Origin of the sequence: Glycomyces arizonensis DSM 44726, from assembly GCF_000482705.1 — a bacterium.
Lineage (GTDB): Bacteria > Actinomycetota > Actinomycetes > Mycobacteriales > Micromonosporaceae > Glycomyces > Glycomyces arizonensis.
This window is the reverse complement of record NZ_AXWO01000020.1, coordinates 56994-73681: the sequence shown is the minus strand read 5'-3', so window position 1 is coordinate 73681 and position 16688 is coordinate 56994. Positions and strand designations below refer to the sequence as shown.

The 16688-nt window shown below is 64.9% G+C and carries 21 protein-coding genes; 10 read left to right on the top strand and 11 right to left on the bottom strand.

Going from position 1 to position 16688, the window contains the following annotated elements:
- Positions 1–717, bottom strand: a complete 717-nt coding sequence (locus H613_RS0114880) for a lysophospholipid acyltransferase family protein (protein ID WP_245598565.1) — start codon at positions 715–717, stop codon at positions 1–3.
- 121 nt (positions 718–838) lie between these two features.
- Complete coding sequence (locus H613_RS0114875; RefSeq protein WP_026924440.1) at positions 839–1453, bottom strand: bacterial proteasome activator family protein; 615 nt, start codon at positions 1451–1453, stop codon at positions 839–841.
- 117 nt (positions 1454–1570) lie between these two features.
- Between H613_RS0114875 and H613_RS30935 the strand changes: the two genes are divergently transcribed.
- Both H613_RS30935 and H613_RS26700 read left to right on the top strand, forming a co-directional pair.
- A complete protein-coding gene (locus tag H613_RS30935) occupies positions 1571–1996 on the top strand; it encodes a helix-turn-helix domain-containing protein (protein WP_156926052.1) in 426 nt (141 codons plus the stop codon).
- A gap of 105 nt (positions 1997–2101) precedes the next feature.
- Positions 2102–3361 carry a S8 family serine peptidase gene (locus tag H613_RS26700; RefSeq protein ID WP_035738208.1) on the top strand — a complete coding sequence of 420 codons (1260 nt, stop codon included), beginning with the start codon at positions 2102–2104 and terminating at the stop codon, positions 3359–3361.
- Positions 3362–3450: 89 nt separating this feature from the next.
- Here H613_RS26700 and H613_RS0114860 read toward each other — a convergent pair whose 3' ends face one another.
- Positions 3451–4749 (bottom strand): TrbL/VirB6 family protein, encoded by a 1299-nt coding sequence (locus H613_RS0114860; protein ID WP_026924439.1) that lies wholly within the window; start codon positions 4747–4749, stop codon positions 3451–3453.
- A gap of 63 nt (positions 4750–4812) precedes the next feature.
- A complete protein-coding gene (locus H613_RS0114855; RefSeq protein WP_026924438.1) occupies positions 4813–5409 on the bottom strand; it encodes a hypothetical protein in 597 nt (198 codons plus the stop codon).
- 337 nt (positions 5410–5746) lie between these two features.
- On the opposite strand from H613_RS0114855, the gene H613_RS0114850 reads away from it, so the two are divergent.
- The 8 genes from H613_RS0114850 to H613_RS0114815 all read left to right on the top strand — a co-directional run bounded on the left by H613_RS0114850 (position 5747) and on the right by H613_RS0114815 (position 10984).
- Positions 5747–6100 carry a hypothetical protein gene (locus H613_RS0114850; RefSeq protein WP_026924437.1) on the top strand — a complete coding sequence of 118 codons (354 nt, stop codon included), beginning with the start codon at positions 5747–5749 and terminating at the stop codon, positions 6098–6100.
- Positions 6093–6383, top strand: a complete 291-nt coding sequence (locus H613_RS31460) for a hypothetical protein (protein ID WP_169732003.1) — start codon at positions 6093–6095, stop codon at positions 6381–6383. The genes H613_RS0114850 and H613_RS31460 overlap by 8 nt, the downstream gene beginning before the upstream one ends.
- A complete protein-coding gene (locus H613_RS31455; protein ID WP_169732002.1) occupies positions 6380–6811 on the top strand; it encodes a hypothetical protein in 432 nt (143 codons plus the stop codon). Before H613_RS31460 ends, H613_RS31455 begins: the two co-directional genes overlap by 4 nt.
- Entirely contained in the window at positions 6808–8628 is a 1821-nt protein-coding gene (locus H613_RS29335; RefSeq protein ID WP_051393372.1) for an alpha/beta hydrolase, read from the top strand. Before H613_RS31455 ends, H613_RS29335 begins: the two co-directional genes overlap by 4 nt.
- Before the next feature lie 80 nt (positions 8629–8708).
- Positions 8709–9335 (top strand): hypothetical protein, encoded by a 627-nt coding sequence (locus H613_RS0114830; RefSeq protein WP_026924434.1) that lies wholly within the window; start codon positions 8709–8711, stop codon positions 9333–9335.
- Entirely contained in the window at positions 9332–9877 is a 546-nt protein-coding gene (locus tag H613_RS0114825) for a hypothetical protein (RefSeq protein WP_026924433.1), read from the top strand. The genes H613_RS0114830 and H613_RS0114825 overlap by 4 nt, the downstream gene beginning before the upstream one ends.
- A gap of 160 nt (positions 9878–10037) precedes the next feature.
- Entirely contained in the window at positions 10038–10535 is a 498-nt protein-coding gene (locus tag H613_RS0114820; protein WP_026924432.1) for a hypothetical protein, read from the top strand.
- Between the two features lie 2 nt (positions 10536–10537).
- Entirely contained in the window at positions 10538–10984 is a 447-nt protein-coding gene (locus H613_RS0114815) for a hypothetical protein (protein ID WP_035738207.1), read from the top strand.
- A gap of 210 nt (positions 10985–11194) precedes the next feature.
- Here the strand turns inward: H613_RS0114815 and H613_RS0114810 are convergent, their stop codons facing one another.
- From H613_RS0114810 to H613_RS0114780, 7 genes are all read right to left on the bottom strand, one after another.
- Positions 11195–11425, bottom strand: a complete 231-nt coding sequence (locus tag H613_RS0114810) for a hypothetical protein (protein ID WP_026924430.1) — start codon at positions 11423–11425, stop codon at positions 11195–11197.
- The gene (locus H613_RS0114805) at positions 11418–11735 is read right to left on the bottom strand and encodes a hypothetical protein (RefSeq protein ID WP_156926051.1); all 318 of its coding nucleotides are present in this window, start codon (positions 11733–11735) and stop codon (positions 11418–11420) included. The genes H613_RS0114810 and H613_RS0114805 overlap by 8 nt, the downstream gene beginning before the upstream one ends.
- A gap of 156 nt (positions 11736–11891) precedes the next feature.
- Positions 11892–12173: a DUF397 domain-containing protein gene (locus H613_RS26690; RefSeq protein WP_035738206.1), complete on the bottom strand. Its 282-nt coding sequence runs from the start codon at positions 12171–12173 to the stop codon at positions 11892–11894.
- Complete coding sequence (locus tag H613_RS0114795; protein ID WP_035738205.1) at positions 12173–12373, bottom strand: DUF397 domain-containing protein; 201 nt, start codon at positions 12371–12373, stop codon at positions 12173–12175. The genes H613_RS26690 and H613_RS0114795 overlap by 1 nt, the downstream gene beginning before the upstream one ends.
- On the bottom strand, positions 12370–13218 hold the full coding sequence (locus H613_RS0114790; protein WP_156926050.1) for a Scr1 family TA system antitoxin-like transcriptional regulator: 849 nt from the start codon (positions 13216–13218) through the stop codon (positions 12370–12372). The genes H613_RS0114795 and H613_RS0114790 overlap by 4 nt, the downstream gene beginning before the upstream one ends.
- 144 nt (positions 13219–13362) lie before the next feature.
- Complete coding sequence (locus tag H613_RS0114785; protein WP_156926049.1) at positions 13363–14130, bottom strand: hypothetical protein; 768 nt, start codon at positions 14128–14130, stop codon at positions 13363–13365.
- Positions 14127–16679 (bottom strand): hypothetical protein, encoded by a 2553-nt coding sequence (locus tag H613_RS0114780; RefSeq protein WP_156926048.1) that lies wholly within the window; start codon positions 16677–16679, stop codon positions 14127–14129. Before H613_RS0114780 ends, H613_RS0114785 begins: the two co-directional genes overlap by 4 nt.
- Between the last annotated feature and the right edge of the window lie 9 nt (positions 16680–16688).

Here is a 16688-nt window from a genome sequence, read left to right as displayed (position 1 = left end):
TCAGTCGGAGTCGCCCTCGTCCTTCGACGAGGAGTTGCGCTTGGCGTACTTGTCGACGTACTCCTGGCCGGTCAGCTGCCTGATCGCGTCCATGATCTCGTCGGTGACCGCCCTGATGATGACCCGGTCGTTCTCCATGCCCTGGTAGCGGCTGAAGTCGAGCGGCTTGCCGATGCGCACGCCCACCGGTGCCACGCGCGGGCGCGACTCCCCGATCGGCAGGACCTTCTCGGTGCCGATCATGCCCACCGGCACCACCGGCGCGCCCGTGGCCAGCGCCAGGCGAGCCACGCCCGGCTTGCCGCGGTAGAGGCGCCCGTCCGGCGAGCGGGTGCCCTCGGGGAAGATCGCGAAGACCCGGCCCTCCTCCAGGACCTTCATCGACGGCTCCAGCGAGGCGGCGCTGCGCCGTCCTCCGGAGCGGTCGACGGCCACCTGGCCGAGCGCCTTGACCGTCTTGGAGATGACCTTGCCCTTGAGTCCCGCCCCGGTGAAGTACTCGATCTTCGCCATGGTCGCGATGTGCCGCTTGGTGGTCAGACCCAGAAAGTAGTGGTCGGCCACCGAGAGGTGGTTGGACGCCAGGATGACCGGGCCGGTCTCGGGAATGTTCTCCCTGCCGTCGATCCACGGCCGCCAGATGAGTTTGATCGTCGGGGCGGCCGTCCATTGCAGCGTCTTGTACAGCACCGTGTTCAGCTCTCCAGTGTTTCTCACCCCGGCCGGCGGGAAGGGTCCGGGCAGTGCCAATGTACAGCTCGCGAGCGTCTTCGTGAAGTCTGCGCCCATCGCTCGCGGGCTGCGCCACGGCAGGCCGAGTCTATGGCATCTGCGGTGCCTACAGGTATTGCCCGGGGTGGTGGTCGTGGTCGTCACCGCGGGCGGCGCGCTCGGCCATGATGGCCCTCAGCTGGGGCGGAAGGTCGCCGCCCTCGCCGGCGGGGAGCGCGCGCATGTCGCCCGAGCGCATCTGGTCGAGCTGGAGGCGGGCCGCCATCTGCTGTGCCACGAGCGCGGCCTGGATGCCGTGGAAGAGCCCTTCGAGCCAGCCGACGAGCTGGGCCTGCGCGATGCGCAGTTCCGCCTCGGTCGGCACCTCGTCGGCGCTGAACGGCAGCGAGAGGCGCTCGAGCTCGTCGCGGAGCTCGGGGGCCAGACCCGACTCGAGTTCGGCGATGGAGCGGGCGTGGATGTCGCGCAGGCGCTGGCGGCCCTTGTCGTCGAGCTCGGCGGCGCGCACCTCTTCGAGGAGCTGCTTGATCATCGAACCGACGCGCATCACCTTGGCGGGCTCGGCGACCAGCTTGGACGGATCGGACTCGGCCGCCTCGGCGAGCCGCTGCTGCGCCTCCCCGGCGGAGATCGGGTTGCCCTCGGCGTCGACGATGAGCAGGTCGTCGTCGGACTCCTCGTCGTACTCGTCGCGTTCCGGCTTCGTGTTCTCTTCGCTCATCGTCTGCGGCGTCCCCACATCGTCAAAAAAGATTCAGTCTGTTCCCTCTACTCCGAGCCTAACGCGACCGGATGGGGCGGTGTTCCCGCTGAGATGCCGACTGGCCCCGGGGAGAGCATGAACATACAGAAGGCCCGGCCAAAGCGGCCACCGGGGCATGTGCGAACACGAAAAAGCCCGGTGGCACAAGGCCACCGGGCTGTGTCGGTGCACCTTGTGACGGCCTATTTGAACCCGTCATCGCAGGTCAGGGCCCTGGTTTCGCGCCTTTCGGCCGTATCGGCCGCCCCGGCGGCCGAACCGGCCGTATCCGGGCGCGGCGGAACTCCGGCCGACGAACTCGCGCCTACCAGCGAACTTGTTCGCAATCACCACCCGGGACCGGCCCGCCCGTGGCGGCTCTACGACCGGCTGACGCCTGGCGAGGTCGAAGCCATGGTTCGCGACCGTCGCGATGGCGCCACCCAGAAGGACCTTGCGGACAAGTTCGGCATCAGCGTCAGCAGCGTCCAGCGGGTGCTTCGCGACCATGCCCGCCGATGACAGCCGACGGCGTGCACGGGGGCAGTGGGCTCGGCCGTTTGACGATATCGTTGGGCCGAACGGGCACTGCCGTGATCACGCACCTACGGAAAGGGACGCCCCCTCATGACGACACCCCTCGTCTCACCGCGATCTGCCGCAGCCGGCGCGCTGCTCGGCGCAGCGGCCCTGTTCGCGGCGGTCACCGTCGCGCCGTCGGCGGCGCTGGCACAGGAAGAGAAGGACCTCTACGCCGAGAACGCCTGGGCAATCGACCAGATCGGCGCCGAGACGGCCTGGGAGACCACGAAGGGCGAAGGCGTGACCGTCGCCGTGGTCGACACCGGGATCGCCGAAGAGCACCCGTTCCTGGAGGACAAGAACATCCTCGACGGCAAGTCGTTCATGAGCGGCGACGAGCCGAACGGCCGCGTGGACGGAGACGGCCACGGTACCGGTGTGGCGGCCGCCGTCCTCTACGCCGCTCCGGACGCCACTATCCTCCCGGTTCGAACCGGCTCCAGCAGCATCAATACAGGCTTCAGCACAGGCGCAGGACAGGTTCAATTCGACGGGATCCGATGGGCTGCCGACAACGGCGCGGATGTGATCGTGATTCCCTGGGTCGAAGTTTCTCAAGCCGAACCGGACGAGGAGTTCTTGGGAGCGGTGCAGTACGCGATCGACCAAGACGTCGTGGTGGTCGCCGGTGGCGGTAATGACCCCAGCCTTGAAAAGGTTCCTAATCCGGCCTACTTCCCCGGCGTGGTCGCCGTGAGCGGCACCGATGAGAACGGCGACCCTTGGAGCATGAGCACGACCGGCCCGGAGATCGTCCTTGCGGGCCCGGCCGGTGCCATGGTCTTCCCGGATCCTCAGACCGTTGATTTCGGTGATGAGCCGTTGTACTTCGATGCCGCGGGCACCTCGGCGGCCTCGGGTCTCGTCGGCGGTGTGGCGGCGCTGGTGCGTTCGGCGTATCCGGATCTGGATGCCAGCAACACGATCCAGCGCCTCATTTCCACCGCCGACGACCACGGCGAAGGGCGTACCGAAGCACTCGGGTTCGGCGAGGTCGACGCCGACGCCGCTGTCAACAGCGACGATGTCGAGGCCGTGACCGAGAATCCCTTGGGCTACCCGCTCGGAGAGGCCGGTGCCTCTGAAGCCTTGTCCGACGATGAGTCGGCTGAACCGACCGGCGACGCTTCATCGGAGCCCGCCTCTGAAAATCAGGCCGAAGCGTCCGATGACTCAGATGGAAACGGCCTGCTGCTGGTGTTCGTAATCGCGGCCGCTGTCATATTGGCGGCGGCCGGGCTGGCGGTGTGGCTGGTGCTGCGCTCTCAGGCCAAGAGTCGTCGCCGAGTCCAGCCCTGGCAGTAGCGCTGATTCCCCCTCACGCGCGAGGAATGCCGGGCGGCGGTTTGCACGGTCCGCCACCGCCCGGCATCCGGTCTTGATCCGGCGCGGCCTTATTCCTCTTCCTCGCGTCGGCGTTCCTCCCAAGTGGCGTGTTCCTTGTCCCAGGCACGTTGGTATTTCGGGCCTTCGTGGGCGGGGCCCGCTGCGGGGTCGAACGGGACGGAGAAGACGTTCTCGGCCTCGACGTACTTCGACTCGCGCGCCTCGGTCTCCTCCTCCTCGGTCTCGTCACTGCGGCGACGCCCGCTCACGGGTGTGTTCCCGCTGTCTCTACCTGCTGCGGGTCGTGCCTGGAGGTTCGGGTTCACGCCGCCACGACCGGCCGCGGTGCTGCGTCCATTCGAGGGAACAGCACCACTCGTCGGGTTGGCGGAGTTCAGTCCGCGGCCCGGCACTACACCTGCGCCGCCGGACGCAGCGCTGGGGAAGCCGGACCCCGCGGCCGTGGTGCCGCTGCCGATCGAAGTACCACCGATGGGACTCCCACCGGTCGGCAGTGCGGTTGCGGTACTGCCGCCAGCCAGACCACCGGAGGCCTCATCGAAGTCATCGTGAGAGGAGTACGTCCAAGGCGGGGCCTCATCGTCTTCGTCGTCCAGAACCGACGCGAACGCCTCGTTGTTCGCACTCGTGTCAGGTTGCGTCGCTCTGGTTGAAGTCTGGGTCGTGGCGTCAGCAGGGGCCTCGATCGGGTTGTCGGCGAAGACGCCCCCGGTCGGCCGTTCGAACGTTGCGGAGCCCGGCATCCCATCGGGTGCGGTCTGATGAGGTTCGGCGAAGACGGCGTTCGTGTACTCGGCGTACTGCGCACCGAGATCGGCGACGGTCTGGGCGAGTTCGTCGTGGCGGGCCTCGCGCCACACGGTGTGCTCGTTGGCGTTGGTGTTCCACCCCGAACTGGTCAACGCGGCGATCTCAGGGCGGCTGAGACCCTTGACCTGCTCCATCCACTCTTCAAGGTCCGTGATGTCGTTCGCTGGGTCCAGGTCTTCGCCGAGGGCGTTCTCACCCCGTGCGCGCGCCTGCGCCGACGCCAGATACCCGGCGATGTTGGGCAGGTAATTGGTCTCTGCCTGTGTCATGAGGAATTCGGTGGCCTCGCTGTACTGAACAACAAGGACCATTCGGTTCTGGAACTCTTCGGAGGCGGGTCCCTGCCAGTAGGTGGCGAGATCGGACACGTTGGCGTTGAGGGCCTCGCGCGCGTTGAGGAGCTTGCCGCGGGCGGTGGCCCAGACGGTCGAGGAGAGTTCGACGCTCATCGGGTCGCCTTGCGTGATGAGCATGTCCCAGAGCTGTTCGGTGGTGTAGTTGTCGCGGTAGTACTCGAAGCCGAGCGGTTCGGCCATGGTGGGGATTCCTTCCAGGGGCGGGCCGCGCTCGGGCGGCGAAGAGGCGAATGCCGAAGCGGGCTACAGGAGTCTGACCGACTCCTCTTCGCCGCCGGTGCTCTCGTCACCGCCGGGCGCCTCGGTCTCGGGGCCGTGGGTCTGGAACTCGGCAAATTCCGTCTCGGTGAGCGTCCCGTCTGAGTTGTCGAACTCGGAGGCGAGCGCGGTGACGTCGGCGGCGACGTTGCCGTCCGCATCGACGTAGGCGGCCATGGTGTCGGTGGCGACGGTCTTGCCGGTGTCGATGCCGTGCCAGACCCGCTCGACCGCTTCGGCCCCGGGCTTGTAGAAGTGCTCCAGATAGGCGATTGCGAGTGCTTCGGCTTCGGGGAAGGTGCCGACCTTCAGATGCTGCGCGTCGATCCGGGAGAAGACCAGGTCGTTCACGAGCCCGAGTCCGGCGACCAAGCCGAGATCGCCCATGGTCAGCACCGACCGGGCCTCGTCCAGGTCGGTCAGCGCCGAGCTGGTCTTGACGGCGAAGACGTCGAAGGCGTCCTCGTCGGCGGTGATGATCCTCTCGCCGTTCTGGTACAGGGACTGGCCGTCGGCCGAGTCGTCGGCTGCGACGTGAATGATTTCGCCGTTGCCGTCGACGATGTCGCGGTAGTCGCTCACAGGGGATCGTTCCTCAGGGGTGTCGTGATCAGGCTGAAGGAGTCGTTGGGGACCGTGCCCTACGGGTGGGTGCGGGCAACCGGTCACGCCAACGGTTACTTCATGGTAGCGAGTCCATGCCTCACCGTGGGGACAGGACACTCAGACGCGACAAACAGGCCGGACACCATGAACACGGCGAATGTGTCATCATGGCCTGACCGTCAGTGGTTTCACGTCTCCCGCAGCTGCTCAGCGTCGAGTACAGCTGTACCCCACACGGCCTCTCGACCTGTTAACTTGTGTCGCGACCCGACACCGTCCGTTTTCCTTCACTCGCACAAGGAATCCCCACCCCATGTCAGTGAACCTGCCCAGCCTCGATCAGATCCTGACCGAGGCCGCCGCCCACTTCGAAGACCTCACTCCTGATCTCACACCGGCTGAAGTGGACGAGGTCGTCCAGAACTGCCTGGCCTCGACCGCGGTATCGGCAACTGTCCCTACTTTTGCGGTCAGTGCGACGATGAACCTCGCGTTGCGACTCGAGTCGATCCAGCTTCCCGCCGATGCCGCACGCCACTGGTCCTATTGCGACCAGGTCGCCCAGGCCGCCGGCCTGGTGCTCACGGAACTGCGTGCGGCCTGCACAGAGGCCCGCACCCAAGTACTCGCCGCGATCGACCGGATGCGAGGAGATGCCGATGCCTGAAAGCCCTGAACTCCACTCCGGCCCCGGGATGAACCGCCTGCTCGATGTCCTCGCTCAAGGTGCGCCCGCGCCTGAGGCGCCGAAACGGTTCGACCAGACCTCCCCGGACGGACTCGTTCGCCTCATCATCGACCCGGACGGGACCTGCACGGTTGACATCGACCACATGGGAGCTGAAGCCGACGACGGCATCGCTCGAGTCGAAGCGGCCATCAAGGCCCTCTACAACCAAGGCACTGCGAAGGTCAGTCGGTCGGCCGACGAGAAGGGCGGTCCGCGATGAGCGACAGGATGGTCATCGACCACCAGGCCGTATCGGAAGCGGTCGAGCAGATCGAGACCGTCGCCGAGGACCTCGACGCCGCGGCGGTCGCCGTGAACGCCGACGCCGCGGACGCGGTCACCGCGATCCCGATCGGCGAGTTCGCCTTCCGCCCGGCACTGAACGCCGCCGAGTCCTGGTGGTACTCCCGCATCGTCGACCATCGAAACCACCTGATCGACCTGGCCCAGTTCATGGCCACCAATGCCGCCGTCGCCGCCCAGCACGACCAGGACTCCGAGTCGGACCTGGTCGAACTCGGCGAAGAGCTTCAGGTCGACGTCGACGAGTACACCACGAGCGACTACTACGAGACCACCGGCGCCGAGCGGCCCGACTACAACCCGGCCGCGCTGCCGACCGACGGGAAGTCGGTGGCGGTCGAGTGAGCAGCCTGTCTTGGAGGACGTTCTACCTCACCGGCTACACCGGGCTCGACGACGCCGCGGCGGTCTGGGACCGCTACATCAGCGAGGCGGCCGACTTCGAGGCGACGCTCATCGACGGCATCCCGGTCCTCAAGGAGGGCGCGGCCGACCAGGCGCGTGACGACTTCGACGGCGAGACGGCCGACCTGGTCCGCGGCCAGGCCAGACACATCGCCGAGCGGTTCCTCGACGACCTGGACGCGTACGCGAGTCACATCAAGGTGCTTCTGCAGGAGGCGAAGACCGACTTCGAGACCAAGCGGGACGAGCTGGCCGGCCTGTTCGCCGAGAAGAGCGTCTACCTCACCGCCGAGGGCGAACCCGGCGAGGAGCGCTTCGAGGTCAATGAATCGGACCTGTACAACTACCTCACCGGCTCAGGGACCGTCGAACCGATGAACGAGTACGAGGCCGATGCCTACGAGCAGCGGGTCCGCGAACAGGCCGTGGACCTGTCGGACCGGTTCAAGACGCTCATGGACTCGGTTCGCGAACTCGACGACCAGTACGCTGCCGACTTCAAGGCCCTCAACGACGACCCACCGCCGCTACCACCGTATGTCGGTTCCGACTTCGAGGCGAAGACCGCCGAATACCTCCAAGAACAACACCAGGACTTCCTCGACAAGATCGAATCCGGAGACGCCATCCCTGAAGAGGTCAACGACTGGTGGAACTCGCTGGCTGAGGGCGACCAAGAGTTGTTCGTCCACGAGCTGCCCGAACTGGTCGGCCCGGTCGACGGCATCCCCACCGAAGACCGCGACACCGCCAACCGCATCCTGCTGGACCAGGAGATCGCCGACTTCAGTCCCACCCTCGACGAGGACATCGCCGTTATCGAAGACCGCATCGCCGAGATCGAAGGCAACTGGAGCGAGATCGTCGCCAACGGAGACTCCATCGATCGCGCTGAAGAACTCGAACAGCTGAGAGAGGAGCTCGCAAGACTCCAGGGCGAACGCGTCACGTACAACGAACTCGTGGACCTGCAAAGCGCGATCGCTGAGGAATCTCCTACCGGCCAGCAGTACTACCTGCTCGGATATGACTCGGCTGGCGACGGCAAGGCCATCGTGTCAGTCGGCAACCCCGACACTGCCGACAACACCGTCGTGTATGTACCAGGCACCGGCGGCGATTTGGATGGCGCCGGAGGCAACGACCTGCAGCGCGCAGAAACCATGGCCGGAGATGCCGCCCAGGTGGCCGGTAGCGGAGAGACAGCTGTGATGGTGTGGCTGGACTACGACGCCCCGAACAATCCCATCATGAATTCGCCGAGTCTCTCCTACGCTGAAGACGCATCCGAGCCGCTGGCATCGTTCATGAGCGGACTCGATGCGACCAACCACGACCCCGAAGAGACCACTACGACCGTGATAGGTCACTCCTACGGGACCACGGTCATCGGCCAGGCCGCCAGCGAATACGGTCTCGATACTGACCAGATCGTCGCGGTCGCCAGCCCCGGCATGACCGTCGACCACGCGAGTGAACTGGGCATCGATCCCGATGACTTCTACTCCACCACCGCTCCGGGCGATCTCATCAACGCTGCCGCCGAAGCGACCCTGATTCTCGGATCAGACCCGAACGACGGAGGTCTCAATATTCAAGGCGGTGGACTCGACTCGGGATTTGGCGGTACCTCATTCGACAGCGACAACATGGGTTGGAGTCCCGTCGACATCCACAGCAATTACTGGGATGACGGGAATCCCGCCCGAAAAAACATGGCGATGATCTTCACCGGAAATGGAGACCAGGTCACATGAGCCGACGATCCCGCTGGCGCAGGCCTTTGATCACATGCGTCGCTGCCTTGACTTCCATCACCATCGGAGGATGCTCCCTTATGTCGCAAGGACTACCCGAGCTCGAATTCAACCGCGGCGAGGCATTCCTTCGTATGGACGAGGCCATTGCACAGACCATCGAGGGACTACCCGACTTCCCGGGATTCCAGGACCGCACCACGCTCAAGCTGGACTGCTCTGAGGAAGGTCGCGAGTCCTACGAGATCAACTACACCTTTCCCGAGGAGACCATCGGTTCCGATCTCGTGACCAAGGAGTATTTCACGGTCCTTAAGGAGCACTGGTCATCCCTTGGCTGGGAGATCCACGGTGAACGCGATGACGTCGACGGCAATATCGCTGACATCCAAGCCACTCGCCCCGACGGGGTCAACATTTGGTACTCGAACATGCTCGGTCAAGCCGTTATCCATGCACAAGTCGCTTGCGTAGAAGCTGAAGGCGATCCGGTGTGCGGTCCTCCGCTCGGCGGCGTCACGCCGGAGAACGACCACACGAAATACTGCACGCTCGAAACACCGGATGACTCGACCAGTGAAACCGCGGAAGCCATCGCGCCGTTCGGGGGTACAACAGCAGCCGACGTCCCTGGCGCGGCCCCGTGGGCCCGTGGTCCGGAAGATCCTGAGTCGCCGATGTCGGATCCGTACGCAGATCAACTATGACGAACGATCGGCCCCTTTCCCCTCCGTGGCCGGTCACCGTACTGGTCGCGTTGATCGTCGTCGACTGGTACGTGTACCTCACCGTCATCGTCGAGATTCCCGACGATGGCTGTGGCCCTGAGAACCATTACTGCGATGGTTTTGACGGGCTGTACGAGCTGTTCTTTCTCCCGCTCCTCCTCCTGTCGACACTGGCACTGCTGTTCGCCTGGGGTATGTGGAGGCGCAGGGGCTGGGCCTGGTACCTGGCTCTGATCTTCTTCGGTCTGGCGATACCGGCCTATTGGCTGCTGGCACTGCGGAGCCTGGAACTTGCCGAACTCCGATCTCTCGCTGTCGGAATCCTCAACCTGGTTGTGGTCGTATTCCTGTGCTTGCCGAGCGTGATTCATTGGTGCAGGCCCTCATCGGGCTGGGGCTACCGGTTCGGCTCGACAGCCCTTGAAGGCAGGGAAACGATCCCGATCGAACCTTCTGCGAAGGAGGACCACATGCCTCGGCGGAACGGGCCGGATTTTCGGAAAGCGAACGACGATGACTGAACCGCTCGAACCTGTGTCCGAGTCGGCGGACAGAGCCGGTTCGGATGGTGAACTGAACGTTACTGACCCGCGACCCGAATCCTCGAAAAGGGGTGCGAACCCGATACCTTTCGCCAGGCTGGAGACTCCGATCCCCGAGGGCGTAGGCCCGCTGCGGGCCATGCTGGTCGTGCACGCCATTGCGGTGATGGTGCTCGGGTTCCCTCTGTGGCTGCTGTTCCTGGCGTTGAGTGCCATCGCCGGCGCCGATGTCACTGCTGGGACTGTGGTCTTCGCAGTGCTGGTAGGTCCGACTCCGCTGCTGAACGCGCTGGCTGCGGTGAACCTCATTCGGCGGCCGCGGCGGGCCGGGATGTATCTGAATCTGGTCGGGATCCTCGCTTGGCTGCAAGTCGTCGCGGGGGCCCTGGTCGCATTGGCCCTCACTGCCGCAGGGGGCTGGTTCCTTCTCATCTTCGTGGCACTGCTGCTGTGGCTGGTGATCGCGGGGACACAGAAGGCGTTGCGGCTGGACAGGTACTTTGACACTCCGCCGCGGAGAGGCGGAGGTCTGCTGCGTGCCAACGCGATTGATCTTGCGGTCGCGGTCGGTGTCGTTGTTGCGGTTGGAGCGGCTTTGATGCTCATCTGGTTGCTCGTCCTGTTCCCCGGTGCATGAGTATGCCGAAGTCGCCGATGTCCGTGATCCCGTCGAAGTGGTCCTATCGGATCACCGCTGGGGTGATGGCTGCCGAGTGGTTGTTGTTCCTGGTCCTCAACCAGCGCTGGCTGGCGGGCAGCGTGAGCGAGTGCGGCCCCGACAGCGCGCCTGAGTGCGGGAAGTTCGACGGCATACCGGAAACGATCTATGGTGGCGGCACGGTTCTCGCCATCATCGCCCTGGTCGTGGCCGTCGGGGTGTGGTTCAGAAAAACCGCTGCGCTGGTCACAGGCGCGGTGTTCCAAATACTGGTCGTGTGTCAACTCGGCCCTGCGATCAGCACCGCCCCGATCAGCACGGCGATGCAGACCTTCTGGGGATGGACCTTCGGCTTGACGAACTTCGGACTCGCCCTCTTCCTCTTCAGTCTTCTGGCCGCACCCCGTGTCCCGGAGAATCCATCTTGAGTCGTGCTGAGACGCGTCGAACCGGTATCGATATGCAGGCCCAGGTCGTTCGGTGCTTACGACGCCGACCCGGTCGATGCTGTGGACGCGTTCACGGAGGCTGCGCTGGGGTTCTGAAGCGGGGCCGGCTGGTCCCCACCGGCCGGCCGACCCCATCGAATGCTCCCGGCTCAGCTCCGTGGTTCAGTCGCCTGGCCGAGGAGCGGCTTCTCACCCGGTGCGGCCGATGATGCTGCGGGCCTCGGCCTCGATCCAGGCGCACCACTGGTCGCCGTTCCACGCGCCGCGCCATCGCGGGGCGGCCTCGGTGGTGAAGGCGCAGACTTCGCTGGGACCGCCGCCGTTGTCGCGGAAGTCGATTCGGTAGGCCCCCGGCGCGGTTTGGTGGACGAAGAAGGTGGCCGGGCTGCGCTTGAACTCGCCGAGGAACTGGTCAGCCATCGCAGAACCGGACCTTCCCGAGAGCGGGTGCCGGGCCGTTGTAGAAGACCAGGAACGCCTGGTTCTTGAACCAGCCCTTCCACTCCTCGCTGAGTGAACGCCAGTCGTCGCCCCAGGTCGCCCGGAGGTTCCCGGAGTTCAGGCCCGAGACGATGAGGACGATGTCGGCCGGGTTCGTGTTCGTGTACACCTGGAACGAGTCCGGAGCCTGGTCGCTGGAGGCGCGGACCGTGAAGGACCCGCCACCGTCGCTGAACCGTCCTCGTTGCAATGCGAGGCCGCTGGGGGTCGCATTTCCCTGCTTGCTCATGAATACAAGCCTATGAACTGGTGAAACGTTCAGGCAATGATCAATTCTGACGGGCGCGCTCATCCGGACCGTGCTGGCTTGTCGGGAAGCCCGTTCCTCAGGATTGGACAAAAAGACGCGCCACGGTGTCCCGTCGGCGCGTCTGGATGCTTGAACCTATTCGCTGGGCAGGCTCGCCCGCCTGGCGTCTTCCATGAGGATCGCGAAATCGAGTTCGCCGTCCTTGACGCCTTCGACGAAGGCCGTCCACTCCTCGGGCGTGTAGATCAGGGCGGTGCCGTCAGGGTCGTCGACACGGCGCATGGCGACCAGGCCGTTCTCAGCGAAGCCGATCTCCAGTTCGCCAGGTCTGCCGTCGTCACCGTCGGGGCGGACCCACTGGGCGGCTGCGGAGTCGAACCGGCCCTTGAGCGGGTGGTGCCTGACCGGGCCGGCCATCAGGCTTCGCCGTGGTCCTTCACCCAGGCCAGTAGGCCGTTGTAGGTGGCGGGGGTGACGGTAAGAATCGGACGGTCATCGGCGAGTTTCGAGTCCGACACCTGCGGGACCTCGCCGTGCAGGCGAACCTCGACGCAGCTGTTGTCCTGGTTGCCGCCTCCGCTGCGGCTCGACTTGCGCCAGGGACCGATCTTCTTCATGTCAGGAAGTCCTCCGCGGGGATCGACTCGGCCGACGCCAGTTTGAAGGCGTCTCTGAAAACCTTACCCCGCTGTGTATCGGCGGCTATGAATCCCTGCCCCCGTGGGGATTCGACGTTGATCACCGGCTGCTCGTCGCCGTCGTACTCGAACAGGTTCAGTGACCACGGCTGGAGGTCGTAGCGGCCCGCCGAGAACGGGATGATGCGCACGTCGGCGAACGGCAGCGCCGCGACTTCCCGGAGGTCGTCCAGGATCGCGTCTCGTTCAGGACCAAGATCCATCCTCAGCGCGCCCTCACCAATCAGAAAGACCGCAGGGCGCTCAGAGTCGATCCAGCGCTGGCGCCGCTCCTGGCGGAATCGCCAGCTCTCTTCCCAAGAGAAGTCACCGGCGAAGGACACCTGAGTGGTGTGCTCGATCATCTTGTAGTACGCCTTGCTGTGGATCAGCGAAGGGATCGCGAGTGAAGCGTGGTAGCAGAGGAAGCTGGCGCTGTCCTCGCATTGCTGGAGGAACCAGCCGCGATCCTCGACGACGTTGCCGTAGACGGCGCACCAGTCGCGGGCCTTGGACGCCTCGGCCAGGCGCGCGATGTGGTCGGCATGGTCGTACGGGGTCTGGTAGAACCGCAGCAGCTTGAGCACGGTCCCGAGGTTCACGCCCCGATACCGTCCGGATTCCAAGCGGCCCAGCGTCTTCGTCGAACAGATGTCACTCGGGATATCGGTCTTGGTGTAGCCCCTGGGAAGCCTGGAGCGCGGCCGGATCCGCTCGGCTTCCAACTGCCGTCCCAATTCCAGCAGCGGGGGCGGCGCCAGCGTCGGGTCCTCTATGTCGGTCATGTCCATGGATTGTAGGTTCCGTGATAAGTCGATTACAAGCCACTGTCCAGGAGTTTTGGTTGCCAGGCAAGCGGTCCGAAGCCTTCGATGGGACAAATTCGTTGGACAGCCGTTGTCTCCGTGTAGGATCGATCGTTGCCGTCTTCATCCGTTCTCAGCGGATTGAAGATCCGGATCCTGGCGGGGGACGTCGCCGTCGAGAGGCGCCTCGCGTCTCGCTTCATCGATTCGCTCGGACAGTTCGGGGCTGTGCGAGGCGATCCAGACGGACAGATCCCGCAAGACCTGCTTGACCTCCTCTGTGGCCCGTTTGTCGGCGAACGCCTTCAACGTCTCGGCGACGCGGATCCAGCGCTCATCGGGGCGGTAGTCGTCGATGCCGGTGCGGAGATCGGCCGCGGTCTTCGGCAGGCTGCCGAACTCAGTTTTCGCTGGAGGTTCGAGGAGCAGTCGTGCGACGGTGGTGCCATGGTCGTCCAGCACGGTGTGCCGTATGGCCACGGCCCTGGCCGCCTCTGTCACAGCCTCGGCTCCGGCGACCTCGGCGACGCGTTTGAGGGTCTGCAGGTGCCGTAGTTCGACCTTTGCATCCCGGTCGCCGTGCAATCGGACACGTACCGTGTCGATGTGCGGTTTGCGCCTGGAGCGTTTGAGATTGAGGCACGCGGCCTCGGCCGCGTCGGTGGCGGCCTTGTCAGCGGCTACTGAGTAACGTTTCGCGGTTTCGGCGATCGCTTCCACCGCTGCGCCTCGGGCGATCGCGATCGCCCGAGGCGCGGGCATTCGTCGCGGGCGTGTTCCCTCCAGGTGGAGAACAACCTTGAAGGTGATGCCGGGTTCCGCGCATGGTACGTGGAACTCGACATCCTCCTTCCAGGATTCGCGCCGTGCATCATTGCGGCGCTTGTTCATTCGCGCCCCTGACCACGATCGTTGAAGGCCCGGTGTTCGACTTCGGTCATCGCGTCGCGAGCGGCGGTCAACAGACGCCGGTCGAGGTCGTTCGCATGCTCAGGCGGCAGGTCGGTGGTCGCCTTCCATACACCGGAGAGCCGAGCCAAGGCGTGATTGGCCGCTCCGGATCCGTCCCATTCAGTGGCGATGGCGTCGCCGAATACGCGGATCACCTGCGATGCGGTCTCAGGCACGGTGCAGGCGTCCATCCAGGCGTTGAAGGCGGGTTGGATCGCTGGTTCGTCGAGAAGCCGGAGCGCGGTACCCCAGACAGTGACCAGCGCGCCTCGACCAGGTGTGGTTTCCTTTGCCTGGGCGATCAGCGCCGGAGCCGCTGCCCCTTCCATCCGCGCCTGTGCGATCGGGAGGAACAGCCCTGCCGCGCGTTTCCGCTTTTCAGGCGCCTCCGCCTTCGCATCGGTGCTGAGCTTGGTCAAGACGAAGTGACTCTGATCGGCCGCTGTGACCAGGAGTTGGCTCGCCCGCTGGAGGGCGGAGTCCAAGACAGGATCTTTTTCGCCGTCTTCTTGACTCTCCAAGAGGTGTGCGAGTCTGGTGGCGACCAGCCCGGGGAACTCGCGGGTGAAGGTGGCCCTCGCACACAGTTCGGCGACGGCGCGTTTGAGATTCTGGGATTGCTGCGTCGTCCATTCGCGGGTGCGCTTTCGCACCGATCCGGCGATGCCGGACTTTGTGGCGGCTTCTTCCAGCAGCCGCGCGGCGTCACCGAGTGTGCCCGGGTCGTCGGCCCATTTCGAGACGACGTCGTAAAGGAAGCTGAGCTCGCCGCGTTCTTGGGCGTGGTGGATGGCGAAATCGCCGATGCGCTCTTTCAACTTGGCCCTGACCTCGGGTTTGAAGTTGTCGTCGGTGGCGAGTTTCATCAGCCAGTCGAGCAGGACGTCCCGGTATTCGGGCCAGTCGTTCCAGAAGTAGCGGACGACCGCTTCGTCGAAGCCGGGTTTGGTGAAGACGACTTTGCCGTCCTGCAGTTCTGCCAGGGACTCGTGGGCGAGGAGCCGTGTTCCCAGACCACTGAGCGCAGGCTCACGCGATGCCTGGGTGCCGGCTCCGGCATCGTCGAGTCCTTCCGCTTCGAGCTGTTGCCTGCCGATGCGCTGGAGCAGTGCGGTCGCTTGGCTGCGGATCTGGATCGGGTCGCCCGACGGTACGACCGCGATCGCCAGTTGGAAGGCCCGCAGTCGCGGCTGATCCTGATACTTCCTGTTCCACGCATCCAGCTCGGTTTCCCACGCCTGAAAGCGGTCAAGCGCGAGTTGCTCGACGTACAGGCGCACCTCGTTGACTTGAACGAAGCGGTAACGTTCGTTGAACTGCTCCTTCAGCGACTCCTGCTCGGTGGGAGCCAGACTGTTCCAGTGCTCAGTCGCCTCTACGATCGCCTTGCACAACCGCAGCGCTTCGGCCGGCGGTTTCCCGTGGAGCAGCCGCCGGGCCCGCGCAAACGCAGCCCACAGGTCGGGCGAACCGGCAAAGGCGGCGTCGGAACCGGTGCCCGCGCCGTCATCGTGCTTCGCGGTCTCCGAATCCGTGAGCCGAGCGTCACCGCCGGTTCCCGCAGTAGTGATGGCGGCGTCCAAGCGGCTGTACAGAACGGCATAGGGGTCCGGCCGCTTCAGTTCGCTGACGCCGAGTTCTTCCCGCTGTGTTTCATCCAGGTGGTCGTCGCCGACCAGGACGATCAGGAACGATCCCTGCTCGGCGAGCGCCCCTTGCAGCCCGAGCAGGTTCTGGAGCACATGTTTGGGTTTCTCGATCTCGACATCCGCCAGATCGAGCAGGAAGGCGCTTTTCGGATACTCGTTGAGCTGCCAAGGCTCGATCGTCAGGTTCACCGGAGGATGGATCCGCCGAGGTTTCCGCTCCGAGTCGGCGCTCACCAGATAGCGAGCGGTGAGGTCTCGGCCGCCTTCCTCGATCGTGAGCAGCGCGACCCGGCGTTCGCCCACGAACAGGTCTTCCTCGATGGCATCGATGCCCTTCGGGAGCGTGAACCGCTCTCTGGCCTCTTCCGCGAGGTCGTCGACCGAAATCTCGGTGACGCGAAGAAGTTCACCACGATGGTCGACATGCAGCTTACCGATATAAGCAGCCATGACCACCTTGTCGACGTCATGGAACGACGAGTTGTAGACCGTTTGAGGAGTGCCTTCGTACCCGGCCTTCTCTAGCGGTTCCACGTCACCTTGGCCGACGGACGGAGGAATCGCTTCGGAAGCCTCGGTTGTGGCGATTGGAGTCGGACCGGGGGACGCAGGCCCGCCGTTCGGCGACAGCGCGGACTCGCCCACTGGATCGGACCCGTCAACGGGCGCTTCCATTCCGGTTTTGTCAGCCGGAGGCGGTGCGGGAACCTCCTGGCTGGCCTCCTGCGTGACCGTCGATTGCTGTGCCGCTGGCGGCTCGGGTGCGGTCTGGTGTCCCTGTTCCATCTCCTCACGCGGGTTTTCGGAGTGGAACTGGCCGAGGTGCTCGGGTATCGACACTTATCATTC